The organism is bacterium (assembly GCA_036504735.1).
Taxonomy (GTDB): Bacteria; Electryoneota; RPQS01; order RPQS01; family RPQS01; genus DASXUQ01.
Genome location: DASXUQ010000008.1, coordinates 292806 through 316342, shown reverse-complemented (window position 1 = coordinate 316342; position 23537 = coordinate 292806). Strand labels below are relative to the sequence as shown.

18 protein-coding genes are annotated in these 23537 nt (G+C 59.3%); 9 read left to right on the top strand and 9 right to left on the bottom strand.

Annotation, left to right across the window (positions count from 1 at the left end; all coding sequences use genetic code 11):
• The first annotated feature begins 190 nt into the window (after positions 1-190).
• Both VGL38_07330 and VGL38_07325 read left to right on the top strand, forming a co-directional pair.
• Positions 191-1048, top strand: a complete 858-nt coding sequence (locus VGL38_07330) for an RNA polymerase sigma factor RpoD/SigA (GenBank protein HEY3295233.1) — start codon at positions 191-193, stop codon at positions 1046-1048.
• 139 nt (positions 1049-1187) lie between these two features.
• Entirely contained in the window at positions 1188-2156 is a 969-nt protein-coding gene (locus tag VGL38_07325; protein ID HEY3295232.1) for a metallophosphoesterase, read from the top strand.
• A 13-nt stretch (positions 2157-2169) separates the two neighbouring features.
• Here the strand turns inward: VGL38_07325 and VGL38_07320 are convergent, their stop codons facing one another.
• Positions 2170-3867 (bottom strand): T9SS type A sorting domain-containing protein, encoded by a 1698-nt coding sequence (locus VGL38_07320; protein HEY3295231.1) that lies wholly within the window; start codon positions 3865-3867, stop codon positions 2170-2172.
• A gap of 1057 nt (positions 3868-4924) precedes the next feature.
• Here VGL38_07320 and VGL38_07315 point away from each other — a divergent pair.
• Positions 4925-5695 (top strand): methyltransferase domain-containing protein, encoded by a 771-nt coding sequence (locus VGL38_07315; protein ID HEY3295230.1) that lies wholly within the window; start codon positions 4925-4927, stop codon positions 5693-5695.
• Between the two features lie 91 nt (positions 5696-5786).
• Here VGL38_07315 and asnB read toward each other — a convergent pair whose 3' ends face one another.
• Both asnB and VGL38_07305 read right to left on the bottom strand, forming a co-directional pair.
• Complete coding sequence (gene asnB / locus VGL38_07310; protein HEY3295229.1) at positions 5787-7616, bottom strand: asparagine synthase (glutamine-hydrolyzing); 1830 nt, start codon at positions 7614-7616, stop codon at positions 5787-5789.
• Between the two features lie 28 nt (positions 7617-7644).
• The gene (locus tag VGL38_07305) at positions 7645-9180 is read right to left on the bottom strand and encodes an oligosaccharide flippase family protein (protein HEY3295228.1); all 1536 of its coding nucleotides are present in this window, start codon (positions 9178-9180) and stop codon (positions 7645-7647) included.
• A 407-nt stretch (positions 9181-9587) separates the two neighbouring features.
• Here VGL38_07305 and VGL38_07300 point away from each other — a divergent pair, with 407 nt between their 5' ends.
• Positions 9588-10745 (top strand): glycosyltransferase family 4 protein, encoded by a 1158-nt coding sequence (locus tag VGL38_07300; GenBank protein ID HEY3295227.1) that lies wholly within the window; start codon positions 9588-9590, stop codon positions 10743-10745.
• 183 nt (positions 10746-10928) lie between these two features.
• Here VGL38_07300 and VGL38_07295 read toward each other — a convergent pair whose 3' ends face one another.
• The 3 genes from VGL38_07295 to VGL38_07285 all read right to left on the bottom strand — a co-directional run bounded on the left by VGL38_07295 (position 10929) and on the right by VGL38_07285 (position 13774).
• Positions 10929-11126: a hypothetical protein gene (locus VGL38_07295; GenBank protein HEY3295226.1), complete on the bottom strand. Its 198-nt coding sequence runs from the start codon at positions 11124-11126 to the stop codon at positions 10929-10931.
• Between the two features lie 92 nt (positions 11127-11218).
• Positions 11219-13468, bottom strand: a complete 2250-nt coding sequence (gene feoB, locus VGL38_07290) for a ferrous iron transport protein B (GenBank protein ID HEY3295225.1) — start codon at positions 13466-13468, stop codon at positions 11219-11221.
• A 3-nt stretch (positions 13469-13471) separates the two neighbouring features.
• Entirely contained in the window at positions 13472-13774 is a 303-nt protein-coding gene (locus VGL38_07285) for a FeoA family protein (GenBank protein HEY3295224.1), read from the bottom strand.
• 285 nt (positions 13775-14059) lie between these two features.
• Here VGL38_07285 and VGL38_07280 point away from each other — a divergent pair, with 285 nt between their 5' ends.
• Genes VGL38_07280 through VGL38_07260 form a run of 5 tightly spaced genes read left to right on the top strand, consistent with a single transcriptional unit; the run spans position 14060 to position 20501 of the window.
• Positions 14060-14425 carry a four helix bundle protein gene (locus VGL38_07280; GenBank protein ID HEY3295223.1) on the top strand — a complete coding sequence of 122 codons (366 nt, stop codon included), beginning with the start codon at positions 14060-14062 and terminating at the stop codon, positions 14423-14425.
• A gap of 43 nt (positions 14426-14468) precedes the next feature.
• Positions 14469-16301: an ABC transporter ATP-binding protein gene (locus VGL38_07275; GenBank protein ID HEY3295222.1), complete on the top strand. Its 1833-nt coding sequence runs from the start codon at positions 14469-14471 to the stop codon at positions 16299-16301.
• Positions 16301-17386, top strand: a complete 1086-nt coding sequence (locus VGL38_07270; GenBank protein HEY3295221.1) for a glycosyltransferase — start codon at positions 16301-16303, stop codon at positions 17384-17386. The genes VGL38_07275 and VGL38_07270 overlap by 1 nt, the downstream gene beginning before the upstream one ends.
• Positions 17383-19464, top strand: coding sequence for a metallophosphoesterase (locus tag VGL38_07265; GenBank protein ID HEY3295220.1), 2082 nt, complete (start codon positions 17383-17385; stop codon positions 19462-19464). Before VGL38_07270 ends, VGL38_07265 begins: the two co-directional genes overlap by 4 nt.
• A complete protein-coding gene (locus VGL38_07260) occupies positions 19461-20501 on the top strand; it encodes a glycosyltransferase family 9 protein (GenBank protein ID HEY3295219.1) in 1041 nt (346 codons plus the stop codon). The genes VGL38_07265 and VGL38_07260 overlap by 4 nt, the downstream gene beginning before the upstream one ends.
• Positions 20502-20569: 68 nt before the next feature.
• Here VGL38_07260 and VGL38_07255 read toward each other — a convergent pair whose 3' ends face one another.
• From VGL38_07255 to VGL38_07245, 3 genes are read right to left on the bottom strand one after another with little or no spacing between them, the layout of a single operon-like run.
• A complete protein-coding gene (locus VGL38_07255) occupies positions 20570-20953 on the bottom strand; it encodes a S4 domain-containing protein (GenBank protein ID HEY3295218.1) in 384 nt (127 codons plus the stop codon).
• Positions 20953-22089 (bottom strand): SGNH/GDSL hydrolase family protein, encoded by a 1137-nt coding sequence (locus tag VGL38_07250; protein HEY3295217.1) that lies wholly within the window; start codon positions 22087-22089, stop codon positions 20953-20955. Before VGL38_07250 ends, VGL38_07255 begins: the two co-directional genes overlap by 1 nt.
• 9 nt (positions 22090-22098) lie before the next feature.
• Positions 22099-23532, bottom strand: a complete 1434-nt coding sequence (locus tag VGL38_07245; protein HEY3295216.1) for an MBOAT family O-acyltransferase — start codon at positions 23530-23532, stop codon at positions 22099-22101.
• Between the last annotated feature and the right edge of the window lie 5 nt (positions 23533-23537).

Here is a 23537-nt window from a genome sequence, read left to right as displayed (position 1 = left end):
TTCGTTTGGTCAAAAAAGGTTATTCACTGTTTGGTCCTCCTTTCCCCGAGAGGCTCAAAATTTGGGGAACCCTCCTCGTGATCGTAAGTTCTTGTAAAACCGACGGGAACTTTTCTTTGACAGTGGGAGTTAGCGTCGTAATGGGAGTTTTCCGCTTGATCTTGCTTGATCGCAATTTGGAGGCCCACCTTTGACCAAAATCACGAAAAAAGTGAATATTCGCGCCAACCAGAGCTTGGAGAAGTATCTTCAGGAGATTGGGGAGGTTCCGCTCCTCACGCCCGAAGAGGAGATCAAGCTCGCCCGCCGCATTCGCCGCGGCGACCAGATTGCCCTCGAGCAGCTTACCAAGGCCAATCTGCGGTTTGTGGTTAGTGTAGCCAAACAGTATCAGAACCAGGGGCTCTCACTGGGGGACCTGATTAACGAGGGCAACCTCGGTCTGATTAAGGCCGCCAAACGGTTCGATGAGACCCGTGGCTATAAATTTATTTCCTACGCCGTGTGGTGGATCCGGCAGTCGATTTTGCAGGCGCTGGCCGAGCAGTCGCGCGTGGTGCGGCTGCCCCTCAACCGCGTGGGCGCGCTGAACAAGATCGGCAAGATGTATTCGAACCTCGAGCAGGAGTATGAGCGCGAGCCCACTCCCGAGGAGATCGCCGAGCAGCTCGAAATTACGCCCGCCGAAGTCACCGACACGCTGCGCATGTCGGGCCGGCATCTGTCGATGGACGCGCCCTTCAGCCAGGGGGAAGACAACCGGCTGCTGGACATCGTCCATAATGAGAACCAGCCGCCGCCCGACGCCAAGCTGATGCAGGAATCGCTGCGGCAGGAGATCGACCGCGCGCTGGCCACCCTCTCGCCGCGTGAGGCCGAAGTGGTGCGGCTGTACTTCGGGTTGGGGCGCGAACACCCGCTGACCCTGGAAGAGATCGGCGAGCTGTTTAAGCTGACACGGGAACGCGTGCGGCAGATCAAAGAGAAGGCCCTGCGCCGCCTGCGCCACACCTCGCGCAGCAAATCCTTGCGGACCTACCTGGGGTAAGGGTTCGACATAGTACACCGATGATAGCAGCGGCGGCCAACTGGCCGCCGTTTTTTTGCGGCGGGTTCGCGCGCAAGGGCTTGGGCGTTAAACCAAAAAGACCGCATCTCCCTATGAAAATGTTATCACCCGATCCCACATGTTACAACTTGCCCATATCTCCGATTTGCATTATACCGAAGCCAATCGCGCCCGAGTGGCGGCGCTGTTCGATGTAGTCCGGCGCGCAGGGATCGATCATCTGATTGTGACCGGCGATCTGACCGCCGACGCGCGCGAGGAGCATCTGATTCAGGTGCGCGACCTGCTCTTTGCCAGCGGCTTTCGCACGAGCGCGCAACTGACGGTGATCCCCGGCAATCATGATATCTTCGGATTTATCTATCAGACCTATTCCAAACCCAATGCGGTGGTGAAGGTGCGCACGCGCCGGGATCTGCTGAATACGATCCGCACACTGTGGCATTTCCGCAGGAGGTTGCTGGCGTATAATGATGCGGCGTATCAGCAGGACGTCGCGGCATTTCGGGCGCACTTTGTCGAAGCCTATGAGAACTGCCTGACGATGCGGCAGAGCCCGGGTGGGTTTCCGTTTGTCAAACTTCTGCCGGATAACATTGCGCTGATCGGACTGGACACCAATCATCTGATGCCGCGCTCGTATAATCTGCTGCGGATATTGCGGGGCAGCCGCAGCGCGATGAAGACGTGGGATCTGACTCCGATCGGCGACAACCTGAGCGGCTCGACGGGGTTTCTCGATTTTGCGACGACGAAGGCGGCGCTGGAGATGCCGCAGATCGAAGGGCGGCGCAAGATTGTGGTGATGCACCACTACCTGTATCCGCTGCCGCATGTGGAGGATTTGACATCGGGAGTGTTTGCGCGGGAGATGCAGCTACGGAACCGCGAGGAGATTTCGGCGCTGTTCATCTCGCACGGCGTGGATCTGATTCTGCACGGGCACTGGCACATCGATGACGCGTATCAACTGGACGGCGCACTGGGACCGAAGGTGCTGAATGGCGGCGGGAGTTTGTGGTCAGGGTTCAACCGGATTGAAGCCGGCGAGAGGGGGCTGCAGTTCAAGGTCGGGATGAGGAATTGAGTCGTGATAGCTGCTATTTCAGGAGCATGACTTTGGTGAAGGTGTGATGGGTCTGGGAGGTGAGTTCGGCGAAGTAGAGGCCGGAAGCATAGCGGTTCAGATCGAGGGCATAGGTGTGTTCACCGGCGGCAAGGCGACCGAGGTTGACCTCGGCGGCAATCTGGCCGAGCACATTGTAGAGACGGATGCGCACGTCTTGCGGCGAATCGAGCACGTAGCGCAGCATGGCGCTGCCGTTGGTGGGATTGGGAAATGAATTGAAGGAAGAAGGCGGAAGGATGAAGGATGAGTGGCCGGAAACGGCGGTGGGGAATTGGATGGTGTCGATGTAGGTGGCGAAGACATCCTGATTGCCGAGGCGGGTGTCGGTCCAGGTGCAGAGAGCTTTGCCGTGACGGGCCTGCCAGCCGATGTACTCTCCGATGAGTCCGGCGTCGAGGGAGCTGCCGGCGGCGGGATTGGAGGAGATGGTGCTCAGCCGCTCATTGGCGCGCCACGTGGCGCCGCCATCGGTGGAAAGAGTGAAGTACACATCCATCAAAATGTTGTTGGGATCATTGCGGCGGTCATAGAAAACGACCCACGCGCGGCCCTCTTCATCGACGGAAATCCACGGATGCAAATGGTCCACGGGAAATGCCGTGTTGTCATCATTCAGCCGCCGGCGGGGTGACCAATTTGCGCCGTGGTCATCGCTGTACATGCTGTAGATGTCCGTGCGGGTAAAGGCCGCATCGGCATCGGTGAACACCATGTAGAGCCGCCCGCGGTGCGGACCGTTAGACAGATCGACGGCCATGGCCCCATAGGCAAAGATGTCGAACTCGGGAGTCATGTTGCGCGGGGCAATTTCCGCTGCGACAAAATTGGTAGACGTGACAAACTGCTGATCGGCAAAGGTCTGGCCGCCGTCCGTACTGCGCGAGAACATGAGGCCGGACAACGCATAGCTCAGCCACGAAACATAGACTTCCCCATCCGGTCCAGTACAGACATTTGCCCACTGGTTGCCGGAGGTCTGGCTGAGAACGCGCGGCGTGCTGTAGGGTTCTCCGGGACGTTTGTAGACCAGCCAGATGTGAGTGGAGTCATAGGGGTTGGGGCCGTAGAAATGCGCCCAGGCCGTGTAATAGGTGCCCAGATACGGCGAGGTGGGATCGGCATCAACGGCCAGCATTTCCTTATCTTCGAAACCCAGCGGCTGCACGGAATCGGCAGCAAAGACACTGTCATGCCACGTGACTCCACCATCGTTCGAGGAGACCTGCAACAGGCCATCTTCCCCGCCGGGTGCAGGATCAAAGGTGACGATCATGGTGGTGAAGACACCCTCATGGTTGACCACCATTACCGGATCACTCTGCCACGGATAAAACATCTGCGGCAGCAGCGTATCGTGCCACACCTGACCGCCATCGGTGGTGTAGCCCACACCGATGCGGCGATACCCGAGGCGGAAATCGCGCCAGGCGGCGACGAAGTTCTGCGAATCAAGAGGTGAGATGCAGGCCATCTCCTCATTCTGTACCTGTGTGGTGTTGTCACTGTTGACGCGACGGTTGACATAATCCAAAGGCAAAACGGGTGAGGCAGCGGCCTCATACAGGCGAGCCCGGGCTAAGGGGACCAGAGATTCGGGCCGTGGAGTAACGGTGGCGCCGGCCATCTGAAACAAAACCGCCAGCAGAAGAGATAGAAATAGACCGCGCATGATATTCTCCTCGAGATCAACGGAAGTGATAATGCTATAATGTAGGGGAGAAAAGCGTTAAAGGCAATGAGGGGGGCACGGGCACGAGATGGCCCTTCGGCCACCCCCCTGATCGAAGACGGGCACGGCATGCCGTGCCCCTACGGCGGATGCCATACCCTTGATGTGATCGGTGTAGGGGAGGGTTAAGGTCTGCCGCAACCCTCCCGTGTTAGCGATTGCAGGATGTGGCACGGGCGGGTTGCGCGTGGTGCATCCTCTGATGAGTTGCTTCCTTCTGCTTAACCCGCCCCTACACGGGATGTACACGCCGGGATCACAGCGGGGAGGTGGTGGCGGATGCAGGCAGGCCCCCGTTCCTCGGCCCCCTTTCCCCACCCCTTCGTATTTCCCCCTTGGAGTAAGCGGAACACAGACCTCCTATCCCCTGCGGCGGAGTCCTTAACAGAGTGCGCCACGCGGGAGCGTGACGCTTAGTGGATGTGAGAGCAGACCTCTATCCCCCGGCTTGTGCATTACCCCCATCTAACTTCCCCCTAACCCTAACCCTTCCCCCACTAAAGTAGGGGAAGGGGACTAGAGCGGAACCCCCTTCTGATTCCCCCTTTTTCAAAGGGGGAAAGGGCCGAAATCCAAAGGATTCGCCGCACCCGCACCACGCGGGAGCGTGGTGCCTAGTCATGCGAGGGCAGACCTCTATCCCCCGCCCCTTTCCCCATAGAATTGGGAAAGGGGAGCAGAAGGTCCAGCACAATCCTGCCTTGGCCGGGGGAGCGCCCCCCATCCCGGCCTTCCCCCACTATAGTAGGGGAAGGAGAATACTCAAGACGCATGCCGCGGCAAAACATGGGGTGCGGGCGCTGGTTTGGCATTTCAGAATTTCAGTTTTTTTCTGACGGGGCTTGGAATGGGGCTTGCAGGGTATCGATGAGATGCATTATATTAGCGATAGCGGTGTTTGTGGATAAGCATTTGTGAATAATAGGCTTACACGGACAGACGCTATAGGTCCGGGCCGGAAGACGGGGCCGGAATCGCGATCCATCAGGGAACTACCATGTCCAATACGACCTCCGAGCCGCAACTTCTGCCCAAGGGCGCTTTCAGTTTGACCCATGCCCAGCAGTTGGCAGCGGTGCCTCCCATGTTCCGCAAATACTGGGAATCACTGGCCAAGAAGAACCATTATTATAACCATGTGTTCATGGCCGACTGGGCCAATGGGCTGGAAGATGCTCTGGTGCTGGAGGCGGGGTGCGGGCAGACGACCACCCTTGCGGAGCGGAAGGTGCCGCTACGGAAGCTGATCGGGCTGGAGCCGATTCATGAAGATATTTTAATGAATCCCACAGTGCGCTATAAGATGCAGGGGATTTTGGAACGGCTGCCGCTGGCCGATGGCAGTGTAGAAGGGGTGTACTGCGATTCGGTGTTCGAACATATCACGGATCCGAAGCAGGTGTGCGGGGAATTCTACCGGGTGCTGAAGCCGGGCGGGCGGGTAATCATCAACACCAACAGCGTGTTCAATCCGTTCATGTTTCCGAACAAGTTTCTCTCCATCGATCAGCGCGAGTGGCTGAAGAAGAAGATGAAGATTCAGAGCGAGGGGACTTATCCCGCGCCGTACCGGATCAACACGCGCCACGCACTGATCAAGTATTTGAAGGGCGCAGGGTTCAAGGATATCAAGATTTACCGCTGGGGAGTGCCGAACATGTACCACCCGCGGTGGTTTTTGGGTTTGCAGTTGCTTATGGAATTGATGGGCGAAACGCCGCTGTTCTGCGGGCTGAAGCACCGGTTGATGGCGACGTGCAGGAAGTAAATCGAAAAAGCGAAAAAGCGAAAAGCGAAAATAATACAGCGCCTTCGAAAATCTCGAAGGCGCTGTTACATTGTGTGAGGTGTAGCGTTGATCAGGCGGCGGCCGTAGGAACGGCGGGAGGCCGGAGGGCCGGCTGCTGGGAGCGGCGGGAGGTCAGCCAGTGCTGCATCATGAGCACGGTGTAGTCGGGGGGCAGCGCACGGTTTTTGGCAAAGAAGCTGCCGTCTCCGTGGGCTTCGCGGACCTCATCCCACTCTTTGATCCACTCATTCCACGGTGGGCTGAAGCCATGCTTAGGCTTCGTCAGAATGGCTTCGGGCAGGACACCACGCATCGCTTTCTTAAAAATATATTTCAGCGTATGGCCATCCGAGCGAATCGCATCGGGCCAGGAGAAAACTTCTTCGATGAGTTTGTGATCGAGGAGCGGCACACGGGCTTCGAGGGCGACCGACATACTGGCACGGTCGACCTTGACCAGAATATCGTCGGCCAGATAGACCTTCAGATCAAGGTATTGCAGCCGCGTGGCGAGGGGCACATCCTCGCGCCAGAATTTGCGATAGGCCCAGTAGTCGTCGTAATCCCGGAAGTGTTCGAAGAGATCAGGCGCCATCAGTTGTCCGATTTCGGTACGGGTAATACCGCCGATCAGCAGAGTATAAAGATCGAAATCATCGAGGCAGCGGCGCAGCAGGCGGATGCGGCCATGAGCGGTCGGATGCAGAGACTTGTGTGCGGCCGCGCGCAGCATCTTCCGGAAGGGGAAATTGCGGCGGTTGTAGGCGGGATATTCGAGATAGCGCTTGTAGCCCCAGAAAACCTCATCGCCGCCATCACCCGAGAGGGCCACGGTGACCTGATCGCGCGCCATTTGGCTGACCACGGCTGTAGGGAAGATGGACATGTCGCCGTGCGGCTCGCCGTAGAGGAACATGCTTTCCGCGGCGCGTTCGCGAGCGGCATCGGAGGTGTACATGCGAGTGACATGGTCACTGCCCAATTCCCGCGCCAGCAGTTCGGCATATTCGAGTTCATTTTTGGATGCGACATCGAAGCCGACGGAAAAGGCGTGGAGAGGGCCGCTGGCATTTTTCTGCGCATAGTAGGTGACGGCACTGGAGTCAATGCCGCCGGAGAGCAGTGTGCCGACGGGCACATCGGCCAGCAGGCGCAGCCGCACGGACTCATCGATCAGTTCCCGCACACGTTTGATCGCGGTGGCTTCATCGACGATATTCTCTCCGAAGGCGGGTACATCCCAGTATTTCTGATCGGTGAGATGGCCATTCTCCCAGAGCATCCAGTGTCCGGCTTCGAGCTTGTGGACATAGCGGAAGGCGGTTTTGGGAGCGGGGATATACTGATAGATCAGACAGTCATAGAGCGCGGTGATATCGAGCGCGGCATCGAACGGCGCGGAAGACAGGGTCTGAATATCCGAGGAGAAGGCGAGCAGGCCGTCTTTCTGATAGTAGATGACGGGTTTGATGCCGATGCGGTCACGGGCAATCCAGACGCGGTTGCGGCGGCGATCATAGATGGCGAAGGCGAACATGCCGCGCAGGCGATGCACGGAATCGAAGCCCCACTCATCATAGGCATGGAGAATGACCTCGGTGTCGGACTCGGTGCGGAAGCGGTGTCCTTTGGCGGCGAGTTCGCGGCGGATATCATGGAAGTTGTAGATCTCACCGTTGAAGGTGAGCGCCATTTCCCCATCATCACTGATGAACGGCTGGTTGCTGCGGGGATCGAGATCGATAATGGTAAGGCGGCGATGGCCGAAGCCGACGCGGCGATCCGGACTGATCCATGTTCCGCGAGCATCGGGGCCGCGATGGGCCAGGCCGTCGGTCATGCGTTCGAGCAGCAGCGGGTCGATGCCCGCCGGGTCGATGATACCACAGATTCCGCACATAGAGAGGATTCGCTTCCTTAAGCCTGCGTCAGAATTTCCAGAGAGGATACGGCATTTTCGAATTGATGAACTCGCGTTCCTCGGCGCGGAACGTCTTGTGCAGCAGATTGATGCCGAGGTAGAGCGCGGCAAACAGCGGGATGCTGATGATGACTCCGATCCGTCCGGCAAAGAAGGGCCGCAGCGGATAGAAGAGGGCGGCGGCAATCAGGCTGTTGATCCCGAGGCGCAACAGGCCTACAAAGTCGGTACGCACATGCAGTTTGGTGGCGACGAAGGAGAAATTGACGATGAGTTCGGCCAGCGTCGTGGAGAAGGTGACCCAGACCATCGCCATGACTCCCCACTGCCGCACGAGCATCAGGCCGAGGACAATTTTCAGCACTCCGGTGAGCTTGGCGATGAGCAGCAGATCGGGACGTTCGGCATTCTGCAGGATGAGACCGAGCGGCATGCGCATGGCGATCATCGGCAGAATCAAGCCACTGACGGTGAGGATCATGGCGGCATCGGCATAGCGGGCATCGAACAGTTCCACGATCAGCGGACGGCCCATCAGGGAAATCCAGATGCCGATGGGCAGCGCCGTGAGCAGGGTAACCTTCAAAAACATATTGAAGCCGAACTGAGCTTCCTGCTTGCGCGCTTCCCCGTACTCACTGAAGAACAGCGGCTCGATGACATCCCCGAAAACCTTGTTGGGCAGCACCTGTGTGGCCAGTTGCAGGATGCGGTTAGCCAGACCATAGAGGCCCACGGCAAGGTCTCCGAGCAGTCCGGAGACGATGAACAGGTCTGTGGCTTGATTGATGAGCGTCAGGCCGAGTTCATTCAGATAATACAATCCGGCGTAGCGGGTGAAACGCCGCCACGGGGGCGGGATTTCATGATCGGGATGTTCCTCGATGCGGGGCCGGACGAGAAGACGGTAAGCGATATAGTATGCCGCGAGCAGGAAGACATAGAGCGCACTCTCGGCAATCATGACACTGAACAGCGGATCGGCAGTGCGCGTTGCGATATACAGCGCGGCCAGCCGGATGACCGCATAGATGAAATTGACAATCAGAATCACCCGCTGCTGGAAGACCCCGCCGAACAGAATGCGGAAGTTCTCGGTCAGCAGATAAGCGGCAGCACCCACGGCGAAAATGCGGAGCACATTTTCCGAACCGGGGAAACGGATCAGTGTGGCAAGCTGCGGGGCAAAGATCCAGGCGATGACGGCCAGCAGTGCCGCCGATGCCGTCTGGATCAGATTGGCCATAGAGAACAGGCGGGCAATGACCCGGAAGTTGCCCTGCGAATAGTACTCCGGGATGAACCGGGTGAGCACATTGGCGATGCCAAACCGCAACAGCAAACTGAGGTTGGCGACCACCCCCACAAACAGCACCGAGTACAGACCGTAGCCTTCCACCGACAGCGCATGGAGCAGAATCAGCGTGGTGATATAGCTGAGAATTGCACCCTGTGCCTTGGTCAGAGCCGAGAAAACCGTGTTTTGCACAACACGGCGGCGGGGACGAACGGGAGTAGCTACAGTTTCCAGAGGTTCTGCCATATCCTGCCAAGTTTGTGGTCACATGCCGCTCAAAAAGAGAACTCACGGCAAGCCGCATGCCAAGAATCTACAAAATCTCTCTCCCTTCCGCAACAAGGGGTGACCCCTTGACCCGGGTCGCCTGCTCGGCGGCGTGGGGGTTGTGCATGGAGACCGCGCGGTGACAAACCCCATCCATAGCGGCGGCCTCCGGTCCGGCGGAGCGAGATCTCGCCTTCAGCGGACCGTCAGCCCGGAGGGCAGCATGAACAAGGGATCCGGCACGATGGAGCGCGTGCCGGTTAGTTTTTTTGAGGTGGGGGGGCGGAACAGGGTGGCGCTTGCTGGCTTGGAAATTGCTTGCTTTTGTTGATGTTGGTCTTTATCTTGGTATTTCTCACCTTTTCAACGGAAGTTATTTACCCGGCATGGAAAAGCCCCGCATTCTGTTTGTCTCCAAGTACCATTTGCTGACCAGTATTCAGGGCGGCTCAGAGGAGCGGGTGTGGTTGCTTTCAACTGAACTTGCGCGGCGGGGCTGGGATGTCCACTGCATAAGTGAGATGAAGAAAACGCCGGATCCGGCGGTAGTGGATGGCGTGACGTTGCATGCACTGCCACCGCAGCGATCACCCTTTGTGGCGAACCGGCTGGCCTTGCGCAGGTTGCTCACGAAGCTGAGGCCTGCGGTGGTGGTGAGTATTGTGTATGATCTCTACACCCATCACACCATGCTGGAGGCTCCTGCGGGAACACTAAAGGTCTGGGCATCGGCCTCTGAGGCGGATGGGTCCTTCTTGCCCAGACTCAAGCTGGTGAAGCAGAATTTCGGCGCAGCACGGTTCTATGCCCATCTGTTGCGATTTGTTTATCCCACCTGGATGGCGCGGCGGGGAGTACGGGCAGCGGATCTGGTGCTGGCCCAGCATACCGGCCAGCAAGAGGCACTGGCCGCCGGAGGAATTGACAGTGTGGTGCTGCACAATCCACAGACAAGCGTCCCGGAGAATGAAGTTCAATCTCATCTGGGCAAGCCGCTGGTGTTGTGGGCGGGGGGAATCAAAGACTGGAAAAGGCCGCGCCTGTTTATTGAGTTGGCACGCCGTTGCCGGGACTTGGATGCGGATTTTGTGATGATCGGCAATATTCAGGAGCCGAAGTACCGGGCAATTTTGGATGCGGCCACACGGAAGCTGCCGCATTTGCGGTATGATGGCGCGGTGCCGCGCAACCGGGTGGGGGAGTATTTTCAGAAGGCCCATCTGCTGGTGAGTACCAGTCAGGCAGAAGGCTATCCCAATACCTTCATCCATGCGATGATGCGCGGAGTGCCGATTGTTTCCTTAGATGTCAATCCCGACCGGCTGCTGACGGACAAGGGGCTGGGACGATTTGCGACCAACCTCAATGACCTCGAAAAGGCGGTGCGGGAGTTGCTGGCGAATAGCGACAAGCGGCGGGAGATCGGTGCACGAGCCCGGGAGTATGCCGTGCGGGAATTTGATCTGGGTTTTGTGGTGGATCAGCTTGAGGGGCTGCTGGCGCAACGAGGAGTGGGGCGAGGGGAAATAGGAAATAGGAAATAGGAATCCTCTGTTGAGCGGGAAAGAGAGATCCTGCATTTGAAGACAAATGCAGGATGACAAGGTTAGGGGGTGCAGGATGGCAGAACGAAGGAAGACCGCGTGCAGGATGACAGGATGGGGGATGCGGCGCAGGGGAAAACGGATAATGAAACGCGGGACGAGGTTGACTCGTCCCGCGTTTTTTTATTCATGATTCCGGGAGGCTTTTTGTAAGCGGGCCTTGTGGATCTGGATGACGGGGCAGGAGGTGCAGACGTCGGCGTGGCCGCTGGTCCAGTCCCGCTGGGCATGGCGCTTCGAGCGCAGTTTGCGCCACACCAAATAGCCGAGGGCGAGGGCGACGGCGGTGAGGACTAAGAAGGTGTCGAGGAGAGGGGACATGGAGACGAAATTAGAAATTAGAAATTAGAAACCAAAAATGAAGAAGGCTCGGATTCATCTTTTGGTTCTTCATTTTAGTTTTTCGTTTTGCGTCAGGAGAGGCCGAGGAGGTGGCCGCCCTGGTAGACGGCGAAGGCTCCGAGCCAGGCGAGGATGCTCATGTAGGCGATCATGAAAGCGGGCCAGCGCCAACTGTTGGTTTCCCGGCGGACAATCGCCACGGTGGACATGCACTGACAGGCCAGTACGAAGAAGACCATCAGCGCGAGGCCGAGCAACGGAGTATAGACGGGCGCACCGCTGCCGGGGCGTTTTTCGGCACGCAGAGTCTGGCGCAGATCGGAGGAGTTCTCATCGGCACTGCCGACGCCGTTGACGACGGCCAGACCGCTGACAAAGACCTCGCGCGCGGCGAAGCTGGCGATGATGCCGACACCCATCTTCCAATCGAAACCGAGGGGGGCAATGACCGGCTCAATCAGTTTGCCCAAAGATCCGCCGATGCTGTGTTCGATTCTCAGCGCGTCTTCTTTTGCCTGAATGAGATTCAGCGCGGCGGTTTGGGCGGGGGAATCGAGCGAGGCGTCAGATATGACGGCGGCGCGTTCGGCAGTCAGCGGCGCAAGGTCGACATGACGCAGCGGCACATGGATGACGGCCCAGACGATGACGGTGGCGGCCAGAATGACGGTACCGGCGCGGATGACGAACAGTTTGCCGCGATCAAAGACATTGAGCGCGACGGATTTCAGCGACGGGAGTTTGTAGGTCGGAAGTTCGAGCAGCAACGGCGGCGGCGGACTCTTTAAGAGTGTGCGCTTGAAGATGGCCGCCATGGTGATGCCGACGGTGATGGAAAAGAGATACATGCTCATCAGCACGAGACCACCGACGGTGAAGAAACCCCACACGGGACGGCTGGCGGCGAAGACAGTACCGATGATCAGCGTGTAGACCGGGAGACGCGCGCTGCACGACATAAGCGGCGCGACGAGAATGGTGACGAGGCGGTCCTTGCGTCCGGCGATGGTGCGAGTGGCCATAATGCCGGGAATGGCACAGGCAAAGCTGGAGAGCAGCGGCAGAAACGCGCGGCCATCCAGACCCACACGGGCCATGATGCGGTCCATGAGGAAGGCGGCGCGCGCCATGTAACCGATGTCTTCGAGCAGACCGACAAAGAGGAATAAGACAAGAATCTGCGGTAGGAAGACCAGCACATTGCCGACGCCGGCGATGGCCCCTTGCAGCACCAGTTCCTTGAAGAGGCCATCGGGAAGGAGATGACTGACGCCGCTTTCCACGAGGCCGACTCCGGACTGGATGAGGTCCATGGCGGGAGTCACCCAGGAGAAGATGGATTGGAAGACCAGGGCCATGACGGCGAGAAAGATCAGCGGACCGAAGACGCGGTGCAGGAGCACGCGGTCGAGGCGGTCGGTGAGGCGGTGCGGCCGGTCCATTTCGACGCAGGCCGCGAGGAACATCAGGTCCTTCAGATAGTGATAGCGCGCACTGGTTTCAATAGCGCGCATCTGCCGTGGCGAAAGCTTGAACTCGGTGCGCACGCGGCGTGTGAGGGCGGCATGGGTCGGCGAGACCTTGACGGCATCCTCGCCTTCGAACGAAGACACGAGCAGCCAGAGGGCTTCGGCGCGGGAGGATTCTTCAGAGGCCAGACCGCTTTGGATCAGGCCCTGCGAGAGGGCTTCAACGGGTTTTTCCAGCGCGGCGGGGAGTGCATCAATGAAACGCGGCGCGAGGCCACAGGTGCATTCACTGCATCCGCAGGCGGTACGCTCGAGCAGCGCGAGCAGATCATCCAGCCCTTCACCCTTGCGCGCGACGAGAGGCACAACCGGGCAGCCCAAAGCCTCGGAGAGCTTGTGGGGCATGACTTCGGAGCCGCGCTCGCGGGCGATGTCCATCATATTGAGGGCGACGATCATGGGAAGTCCCAGATCGCGGATCTGAGTGGCTAAGAAGAGATTGCGCTGCAGATTGGAGGCATCAACCACGATGACCACGAGGTCCGGGCGGGGCTCACCTTCCAGTTCACCGAGAAGGACGTCATGGGAAATCTGTTCTTCCGGGGAACGCGCGACGAGGCTGTAGCAGCCGGGAAGGTCGACGATGTCGGCCACTTCACCCGAAGGCAGGTGGAGGGTGCCGACTTTGCGTTCGACGGTGACGCCGGGGTAGTTGCCGACGCGCTGGCGGGTTCCGGTGAGGGCATTAAAAACGGTCGTCTTTCCGGCGTTGGGATTGCCGGCAATGGCAATTACCCGCCGACCGGCGGCGACCTTCTCACGAACAACGGTATCTGTATGGCATTGGGCCAAGGTCTACTTACCTTCGGCAGAGGACTCGGGCAACAGGGTAACCAGCACACGTTCGGCATCTTCACGCCGGACGGCCAAGGTGCAGCCCGGCAGGCGCAGGCTGTAGGGGCTCTTAAGGGGGGCTTCGCGTTCCATCACCACGACCGCTCCCGGTGTCAGGCCCATTTCCATCAGCCGGAGCAGGCTTTCGGAGTTTTCATCGACCGCCTCGACCCGACAGCGGGATCCAAGCGGGAGTTGGGTGAGAGGCACGGCGGGGCCTTTCAGCGTGAAATTGGCGGTGTGAGCGGTGTCGACGGTGGTCATATTTTCAAAGCCAAAAATCCAAAACTCCAAAAAACTAAAATGTTACAGGCGGCTAATGTTAGATGCTTCTAACATTAGCGCATACCCTTCTTTCATATCCGAATATGCGAAAACCTTGGTGCGGAGTCAAGCCGGATCGTGACATATTTCGCGATAGTTGGCGTTTGTTTCAGGGAGGAAATGGCTGCGGGTATTTGATATGTCGGGGAGATTTCGGATATTTAGGGCTGGCGCGGAAAGACTTGAGACCAGAGACCTGAGACTCGAAAATCAGGAGACCTCGTCATGGATGTTCGCAAGGACCGCCTGCGGCAAAGGACGCGGGAATTTGCGGTGCGTATTGTGCGGTTGACGGGCGCGCTACCCAAGGCCGGACCGACGCGCAACCTCGCCGAACAGCTTCTCCGCTCAGGCACATCGGTCGGGGCCCATTACGCCGAGTCATGCCGTTCAAAATCTAAAGCGGATTTTGCCAACAAGATTACCGGTGCCATGCAGGAGCTCGAAGAAACCATTTATTGGATATATGTTATCGAAAACAGCGGCATCGTTAAGGCGGAGAGACTTTCCCAGTTGAAGGGCGAAATGTCGGAACTCATGGCGATTTTTGTGACGATGGTCAAGCACACCCGGTCTGATAGCACCCCTTAGGCAACGTGTTCAGGTCTCCAGTCTTTAGCCTCCAGTCTCTTTCATGACAACTTACCTCAAATTCATAAATCCTTTTAAGCGGTATCCCGGGCATTTGATCGGGACGGCGGCGTGTACGCTGTTTTACGTGGTGTTCAACGCGCTCTCGCTGTGGCTGGTGGCTCCGGTGCTGAAGGTGATTTTTCTGCCGAACAATCCGAATGCGAACGCGTCGCCGGTGCCGATGGGCGGGCTGTCGGGCTGGTACGAGTCGCTGAAGACATGGTCATGGGATGTGCTGGGCGGAAGCGATCCGGTGCATATGCTGCCGCGGCTGTGCGTGGCGCTGATTATCGTGTTTCTGATCAAGAATCTGTTCGGGTACGGGCAGTTGCATTTTGTCTCGTACGTCGAGCAGAAGATGATCAAGGATCTGCGGGATACGGTATTCGCGCATGTGGCTCGTCTCCCCTACTCTTATTTCGACCGCCGGCCCACGGGCGAAGTGATGTCCAACGTGATGAACGACGTGGCGGCGATCAGCATCACCTTTCAGCGAGTGTTTACCCAGCTCCTGCGCGATCCGCTGACGGTGATCACGCTCTTGATTGTGCTGATTTCGATCTCGTGGAAGATGACGCTGATGGCGCTGCTCATCGTGCCGCTCTTCGGGGTGATCTACAAGTGGACGGGGCAGAGTCTCAAGCGCAAGAGCTGGCGGATTCAGGAGCGGCTGGGGAATATCACGTCGCACTTGCAGGAGGCCATTTCCGGCGCGCGGGTGATCAAGGCTTTCGGAACGGAGCGGCGGGAAGCGGAGAAGTTCGAAGCGGGCACGCAGGAACTGTTCCGGCAGAATCTGCGGCTGGCGCGGCTGGAACGGCTGGCGCCGCCGCTCTCGGAGAGTATCGGCGTGTTTATTATCGCGCTGGTGCTGTTCTTCGGCGGGCAGCAGGTGTTGACGGGCAGCGGCGTGGACGCGGAAGATTTTATCCGGTTCATCGTGGTGCTGTTTTCGATTTTGGCTCCGGCGCGCAACCTCGGCAGCGTGATGAACAGTCTGCAGATCGGCGCGGCGGCGGGAGTGCGGATCGAGGAGGTGCTGAATGAAAAGCCCGAGCCGGTGCAAACCGGCAGCACGGCGCCGATCCGGTTCGAGAAGGCGATTGTGTTCGACCGGGTGCATTTCCGCTATGAGACCTCCAATGAATGGGTGCTCAGGGATATCAATCTGATCATCCACAAGAACGAGAAAATCGCGCTGGTGGGACGAAGCGGCAGCGGCAAGAGCACACTGGCGAATCTGATTCCGCGTTTTTACGAGCCGCAGCAGGGACTGATTACGGTGGACGGCCAGCCGCTGAAGGAGTTGCCGCTGACCGCGCTGCGGTCACAGGTGAGTACGGTCAGCCAGGACGTGTTCCTGTTCAATGACACGGTGCGCAACAATATTTGCTACGGGCTGAGCGGCGTGGAAGACGCGCGCTTGCAGGAAGCGATTGAGCGGTCCCATTCGGGAGAGTTCATCCGCCAGCTTCCGCACGGGTTGGAGACGATGGTGGGAGAGCGCGGGACGCAGCTCTCGGGCGGACAGAAGCAGCGGATAGCGATTGCGCGCGCGCTGCTGAGGGATTCACCGATTCTGATATTCGACGAGGCGACGTCGGCGCTGGATGCGGAATCGGAGCGGTTTGTGCAGAAGGCGCTCGACGAGCTGTTTTTGAAGCGGACGGTGATTATCATTGCGCACCGCTTGACGAGCGTACGCCACGCGGACCGGATTGTGGTGATGGACAAGGGCAAAATTTCCGACATGGGAAGTCATACCGAGTTGCTGCGGTCGAGCGCGTTGTACGCGATGCTGACGCGGCTGTTCGAACACGGCGCCGACGCGTAGTGCGGCTGCTGCTGGTCAATTCCGCCTGGGCACAGAGCTGGGGCGGCGGCGAAAAGTGGACGGTAGAGGCCGCGCACTGGTTTGCAGCGCACGGCCACGAGACGCTGGTAGTGGGGCGGCCAGATTCCCGCCTGCTGCAGGTTGCCGAGGCGCGGGGACTGACGATTGCGGAAACGATCTTTGGCGGAGATTTTTCTCCTCCGGCGATTTGGCGCGCGCGGGCGCTCCTGAAGAATTTTCGCGCGGACCTGGCGATGGTCAACTTCAACAAGGAAGCGTGGCAGTTCGGGATTGCGGCGCGACTGGCCGGAATTCCGGTGGTGGCGCGGCACGGGTTTCCGCTGCTGCGGCGGGGGATCCATCACCGCTGGCTGGCGACGGGTGTGTTGAGCAAACTGGTGGTGAATGCGGCATCGATTCGCGAGCAGTATAGGCGGCTCGGATTTCCCGTAGATAAGGTGGATGTGATCCACAACGGCACGGCTCTTCTGCCGCAGAAGCGCGGAGAGTTGCGGCGGCGATTCGGCATTGCGGACGATGCGCTGCTGGTGCTGGGTGCGGGACGGTTGGAGCCGCAAAAGCGGTTTGACCGGCTGCTGGACATTGCGGCGGCGCTGGCACCGCGGTTTCCGCAGCTTCGAGTTCTGATCGCCGGAGATGGACCGCGCCGCGAGGAATTGCAGCAGAGGATTCACACGCTGACGCTGGAAAATCACGTGCAGCTTGCGGGGTTTGTGCCGGATCTTGCGGAGATTGCGGGCGACGCCGATCTGTTTCTGTTGACCTCGGATGATGAAGGCACGCCGAATGTGCTGTTGGAAGCGATGGCGGCGGGTGCGGCGTGTTTAAGTTTTGACGTCGGCGCGGTACCGGAAATTTTTGCGGGTCCGCTGGCGGAGAGCCTGATTCCGGCGGGCGATCTTGCCGCCATGACGGCAAGGGCAAGTGAGTTGCTGAGTGATGACGCGCGGCGGGCGCAGGTGGCGGAGATGATGCGGGCGCGGATTGCCGCCGAGTTCAGCGTAGATTATTCCATGTCACGGTTCGAATCCCTTTTTCAACGCATCTTGCAGGCAAGGCCATGAGCGAGACGCACTCGCAGAGCACTTACGAGAAAGTGATCGCCGCCCTTCTGGTTTTGGCGATGGCCCTGGCAGGCTGGGGGCCGTTCGTGCTGGAGTCTCTGAAGCTGCCCTTCATCGAACGGTTTTTGATGCCGGTGTCGCTGGCGTTTGCGGTGATTGCGCTGGGGCTGATTTACGATGCGGCGGAGCGGCTGCTGGGCAACGGGCGCGGGCTGTATGCGGCGGCGCTGCTCTGTTCACTGCCCGCGACAGGGATGGTGGGGGCCGATCCGGGAATGTTGCAGGATTCCGCGCTGATGATGGTGGGGGCGGTGGGGATCTGGATGGCCTCGCGGGCACGCGGTGAAGAGCGTCCGTTCTTCCTCGGCTTTATCGGTGTTTTGCTGGTGGGGGCGGGCTACGCGTTTGGCTGGAGATCGGGCGCCATTGCGCTGGCGTTTGCGGCGCTGCTTGCGGCGCGGCAGGGCAAACACGCAGTGGTGTGGTCTGTGGTGCTGATGATTTGTTATGGTTTGGGTGCGGCGATTCACGGACTGATGCCGCTGACGCTGCCCGTGCCGGATTCGGTGATCCCGCCGCAGTCGGTTATGGTGTGGCAGGCGCTGCTGCCGCTGCTGCCGTGGGGACTTTTCATTTTTCCCGCACTGTGGGCGCTGCTGAAGCGGAGCACGAGCGCCAAGCCGTGGTGGGCGGATGCCTGCGCGGTAACGGTGATGGCAGTGGTGGCCACGCTGCTTTCCGGCGAGAGCATGGTGAAGGCCGCAGCGGCGGTGGCTCCGTTGATTGCGCTGCTGGGCGCGGATATGGTGTGGACGGATTTCCGCGACGAATTTGCCGCCGCGCGAAAGCGGCTGACCACGCTGCCGGGTGTGCTGACCGTTGTGATACTTGTATTGCTGCCGCTACTGTCGGCGCTGCATATACAGGGAAATCCGACGGTGGCCGTGTGGCAAGGGATCATGGCTGTTGTGCTGGCGACGGCGCTGGCGTGGACGATCAGCCAGAATTTGCCGCGCTGGAGTTTTGTGCTGATGTTTGCCGCGGGAATTCTACTGGCGCGGTTAGCCAATCAGAGCGAGTCTCTGGTTTTCGATCCGGGCGCGGCGGCACCGGCAGGCATTGCTCTCCTGCCTCTGCTGATGGTGCTGATGGCCGGCGGAGCCGTGTGGCTGATCTTCTTTTTGCTGCTGCGGCGGGGAGAAAAGCCGACGCAGGACGGCGACTATCTGTTCAGTGGAGAGAATTTCCGCCGCTTTACCGCATTAAAGCGTGACGGCCAAGGGGGCGAGACCGTTGCCCTGCAGGCAACTCTGGACAGCACGTATTCATTTGCGATTTTTGGCGACGTAACCGGAGCGGAATCCCCCTTCAGCACGCGGCGCAGCGGATTTCTGGCATTCCGCGCGCTGATGAGAAAGCTGGCTGAAGACCGCCCGGCGTTTGCCGTTTCCCTCGGCGATCTGGCGTCGCAGGCTACAAGGTATTCGTATCAGCGCATTCACTCGCTGCTGCGGCAGATTCCGGTGCCGCTGGCGGTGACGCCGGGCAATCATGATCTGCTGACGCAGGGCGAGCGGGAGCACCGGTATTTCCACCAGCTTTTCGGCGCGGACAACGCCGCGTTCCGCATCGGACCCGTGCAGTTTATTATCTTGAATAACGGCTGGGGTTCGATTCAGCCGCAGCAGTTTGTGTGGCTGGAGAAGGTTCTGCCGGAAAAACCCGCGCCGTACACGCTGGTCTTCTGCCACAAGCCGCCGTTTGAACTGCGGCAGGATGTTTTCTACGCGATGGAAAACCGCGAGCATGCCGCGCGGCTGCACAGCATTTTGCGCAAGCGCGGGGCGACGGCGGTATTCTCCGGGCACATTCACTCGCTGCTGTCCGAAATGCGCGACGGTGTGACCTATGTGATTTCCGGCGGCGGCGGCTCGAAGCTGCTGTCCGCCGGCGACCAGTATCATTATTTATCCGTGACGGTCAGCGACACGGAACTTGTGGTGCGCGCCCTGCCGCTTTCTTCGCGCGGCGCGGGCTCCTCTCCCCTGCTCGAACTGCGATTTGCTCCCCGCACATGAAACTCCGTGGTCCCGCCTCTTTTCCTACTCCTTCGCGCGTGCTGATTGTTCAGGTGCGGCGCATCGGCGACGTGCTGCTCGACACGCCGGCCCTGCGCGCGATTGCGACGCGTTTCCCCGAGGCGAAAATAGATTTTATCGCCGAGTCGCCTTCGGATGAAGGGATGTGGGGCAATCCTCGCATTGACCGCTTGCTGCTGGCACCGCGCGGGAGCGGTGTGCGCGATTTTTTGAAATTCGTGTCGAAGATCCGCGAGCACCGCTACGACTGGACGATTGATTTTCTCTCCAATCCGCGCAGCGCGCAGTTTGCATTTTGTTCCGGCGCGACGGTTCGCGTGGGGCTGGACCGCCGGGGGCGTCGCTGGGCGTACACACACCGGATCATCGAAGAGGCGGCGGACCGCGATTTGTACGCGGTGGACTTGCGGCTGAAGGCACTCGAGATTATGGGAGTGCCGCCCGCCGGACGCGAACTGGAGATTTACGCGGACACGATTGACACGGTGGAACGGGACCGCGTTGACGCGGCGGTGGCGCTGCTGCCCAAGGGCGCGCCGGTGGTGGCGCTGTCGACGGGGACGCCCAATCCCGGCAAGTTGTATCCGCCGGATTTGACCGCCGAGGTGATAGCGGGACTGCGCCGTGCGGGATTTTCGGTAATCGTGACGGCGGGGCCGGGCGAGACACCGCTGGCGGAAGACGCGTTGAAACTGGTAAAGGATCCGCCGCCGCTGCTGCGGGGGGCGCGGGTGCCGACACTGGCGGCGTTGTACCGGCATGTGGATTTGTATGTGGGGCCGGATTCGTCGCCGAAACATGTGGCGGTGGCGTGCGGGCTGCCGACGGTGACGATTTTCGGTTTGGCGCGGGTGGCCAACTGGAATGATTCGGACAATCCGCGAAACGTGGTGGTGACGGCGCCGGGAGGAATTCCCGAGGGGATCGACGAGGCGGAGTTTGTGCGGCGGGGTTATCTGCGCACGATTTCGCCGCAGGTGGTGGTGCAGGCGGCGAAGGATGTTTTGGGCAAATAAGAAAAGCGGCGGGGCAGAGCCCGCCGCTTCGTCATTCGGAATGGTGTTGCGCCCGCTTTGAGCCGGCCCTATTTGCCGCGGAGTTTGTCGAAATCGCGACGGGATTTTTTGGTGGGACGCGGGCCGCCTTCACGCTTGGGACCGCCGCGCCAGTCTTTGTTGGCGACTTCCACCTGGCGGAATTTTTCGAGAGTTTCCGGGGCGGTAACTTCGTCGTACATGCGTTTGGCTTCGATCTTGGAGAGATTAATGTCCGCGGATTCGTTGACGTGGTAGGCGCGATAGAGGCCGTGCATACGAACCTTGACCGTATCGCCGACGTCTACCATGTCGCCGGCATCGGCGAATTTCTCACCGATCATCACTTTGCCTTCGCGGCAGGCGGAGGTAGCTTGCGTGCGCGATTTGAAGAGGCGCGCGCGGTGCAGCCAGATATCAATGCGAATTTTCATCAGGGAATCACCCGGTTTCGATTTTGAGCATTGGCCAGAGAAGCCGCGGCTGTTGAATCGGGGCGCGGCGAATTCAGCAGATGCTCCTGCATCAGAAACTTGAACAGTGTATCGGCCACCACCTGGTGGCCGCGTTCATTCCAGTGATAGTCGATATCGAAGGTGAGCGGCTCGCGGTGCGCCTGATAGTCGGCGGCAAAGGCGGGCGCGAGATCGAGCACGTAGATGCCTTTCTGCCCGCCGAGTTCGCGCAGCCACGGGAGCGTGCTCTGGCTCTGTCCCGGAAGGCCGTCATAGATATTTTCGATGTTGACGTTGGTCAGGAAGATGATGGTTTTGCCGGGAAGATCGGCGCGCAGTTGGCCGAGCAGCTTCTCCATGGCGGGTTTCACCAAGGGATAGGCATCGAGATAGGTTTTGGGTTTGGCCTCGGCGCTCGGCAAAGAGACGCGGTGTTTGGCGGCCAGAACGCCGTCGGTAATGTCGACGTTGGCGTTGTACACGAGGTAGCGAATGAGCGCGCTGCGTTTGCGCAGCCGTGACAGACGGCTCGAGGTGAACTTGGGAAGGACTTCCTCGAAGTGGTCATCTTTCCAGCGGAGCTGGCGGACTTTGGCGTCGCGGTCATAGTTGGCGATGCTGTTTTTCCACGTGGGATCACGGACGAGGAAAACATAGACATCAGGATCGAAACGCTCGTGGGCATACTTGGCGACGTAGACATATTGCGAAGCGGGCACGCCGCCGGAGCCGAAGTTGTAGACATCGTATTGATGATCGAGCCGCGCTTCAAGCCGCGCGCCGAAGTGATCGGGGTAGTTGACCTGAAAGCCCGCGACGTAGGAATCGCCGATAAGGGCGATCACCGGCTTGCGCTGCGGGGAGGGCGGGAAGTAATCCTTATCGCATCTCCAGCCGCAATTGTTGATGCGCCATTGGACGCGCTGCATGAGCAGGCGGCCCGTCGTGGACAGGCCCTGGCGCTCGCCGGTGGTGTCGTGCAGGAGGATGCTGTACTGCTTGTCCAGCGTCTTGTAGGCAATGTTGGACGCGGGAATGACCGTGCGGAAAACCAGTTCAAGCCCGGCGATCAGCAGCAGCAGGAACAGCAGCAGGTTGAGGACAAATCCTCTCATGGCAAGACCTCAGAACTGCGCATAGTAGAAGCCGTGAGAGTTGAATTCACCAAACACAAGAATGCCGAGGATGATGCAGAAGTAGATGGCCCAGCGTCCGGCCTTGGGTAGCGCGGCCATTTCCAGCGCGTGAATTTTGTCGCGGCGCAGCCATTCGATGGCGAGCAGAACCAGCGACATCAGAATGAGCAGGCCGCCCTGCGGGGCAACGGCCCAGTTGCCGGTGAGCATGGCGCGAAAATAGTCCAGGGCGGCGGCGAGGGAATCGGAACGGAAGAAAGCCCAGGCCAGAGTGACAACGACGAAGGTGGAGAGCATCTGCCAGAGTTCGGTAAGCGACGGCAGGAGTTTGCCTTCGGCGACCATGGCGCTGTCACGCTCGGGAGCTTTGCCCAGAATCAGTGGGGCGAAAAAGAGACCATTCAGCAAGCCCCAACTGACAAAGGTCCAGTTGGCTCCATGCCAGAGGCCGCTGACGGTGAAGGTGATGACGATGTTCAGCATCCGCCGCCAACGAGCCGCTAAGCTGACCTTCATCGACAGGGGGGTGTAAACATAGTCCCGAAACCAGCTCGACATGGAGATGTGCCAGCGGCGCCAGAATTCGGCGATGTCACGGGAAAAGTAGGGGTAGGCAAAGTTACGCATCAGGCGGAAGCCCAAGAGCTTGCCCACGCCCATCGCCATATCCGAATAGGCGGCAAAGTCCACGTAGATCTGAATCGAGTAGAGAAACAGGGTGACCGCGAGATCGATGCCGCTGGTGGTGGCATAGTTGGCAAAGACATTGTCGACGCGCACGGCGAGGGTGTCGGCGATGACGATTTTGCGGAAGAGTCCCCAGAGGATCTGGCGCAGGCCGTCCTTGGCCTGATCGACAGTGAAAGTCCGGGGCTTTTCGAACTGCGGCAGCAGACGCTTGGCCCGTTCGATGGGTCCGGCGACAATCAGCGGAAAGAAACTGGAGAAGGCTAAGAAGCTTAGGAGGTCTTTGCTGGCAGGGATCTGTTTGCGGTAGAGGTCTAAGCTGTAGCTTAGGCGGCTGAAGGTGTAGAAGCTGATGCCCAAAGGCAGAACCAACCGCAACGTGGGCAGGTCGGCCTGCATCCCCAGCGTATGCAGTACGTCACCGGCACTCTGGGCAAAGAAGTTGAAGTATTTGAAGAAGCCCAACAGCCCGAGGTTCACCAGCAGGCTGATGCCCAAAAGCAACCGACGAGAGGAAAGTCTTTCGGCTTTCTCAAGCTTCAGACCGACCGCAAAATCGATCAGGGCCGCGCCGAAGATCAGCGCGAGGAAGCGTCCGTCCCACCAGCCGTAGAAGGCACAGTTGGCCGTTAGCAGCCACAGGTTTTGCAGCCTGCGGCGCTGGCCGCCCAGCAACCAATAGCCGAAGAAAACTGCGGTAAAGAAGAGGGCGAAGATGACGGAGTTGAACTGCAAGAGTC

Bases quoted from the DNA above. Each gene is read 5' to 3' on its own strand.
- VGL38_07325 (HEY3295232.1), top strand. From the start codon at position 1,188: ATGTTACAACTTGCCCATATCTCCGATTTGCATTATACCGAAGCCAAT.
- VGL38_07305 (HEY3295228.1), bottom strand. From the start codon at position 9,180: ATGGCAGAACCTCTGGAAACTGTAGCTACTCCCGTTCGTCCCCGCCGC.
- VGL38_07315 (HEY3295230.1), top strand. From the start codon at position 4,925: ATGTCCAATACGACCTCCGAGCCGCAACTTCTGCCCAAGGGCGCTTTC.
- VGL38_07285 (HEY3295224.1), bottom strand. From the start codon at position 13,774: ATGACCACCGTCGACACCGCTCACACCGCCAATTTCACGCTGAAAGGC.
- VGL38_07280 (HEY3295223.1), top strand. From the start codon at position 14,060: ATGGATGTTCGCAAGGACCGCCTGCGGCAAAGGACGCGGGAATTTGCG.
- VGL38_07300 (HEY3295227.1), top strand. From the start codon at position 9,588: ATGGAAAAGCCCCGCATTCTGTTTGTCTCCAAGTACCATTTGCTGACC.
- VGL38_07265 (HEY3295220.1), top strand. From the start codon at position 17,383: ATGAGCGAGACGCACTCGCAGAGCACTTACGAGAAAGTGATCGCCGCC.
- VGL38_07275 (HEY3295222.1), top strand. From the start codon at position 14,469: ATGACAACTTACCTCAAATTCATAAATCCTTTTAAGCGGTATCCCGGG.
- VGL38_07320 (HEY3295231.1), bottom strand. From the start codon at position 3,867: ATGCGCGGTCTATTTCTATCTCTTCTGCTGGCGGTTTTGTTTCAGATG.
- VGL38_07295 (HEY3295226.1), bottom strand. From the start codon at position 11,126: ATGTCCCCTCTCCTCGACACCTTCTTAGTCCTCACCGCCGTCGCCCTC.
- asnB (HEY3295229.1), bottom strand. From the start codon at position 7,616: ATGTGCGGAATCTGTGGTATCATCGACCCGGCGGGCATCGACCCGCTG.
- VGL38_07255 (HEY3295218.1), bottom strand. From the start codon at position 20,953: ATGAAAATTCGCATTGATATCTGGCTGCACCGCGCGCGCCTCTTCAAA.
- VGL38_07260 (HEY3295219.1), top strand. From the start codon at position 19,461: ATGAAACTCCGTGGTCCCGCCTCTTTTCCTACTCCTTCGCGCGTGCTG.
- VGL38_07250 (HEY3295217.1), bottom strand. From the start codon at position 22,089: ATGAGAGGATTTGTCCTCAACCTGCTGCTGTTCCTGCTGCTGCTGATC.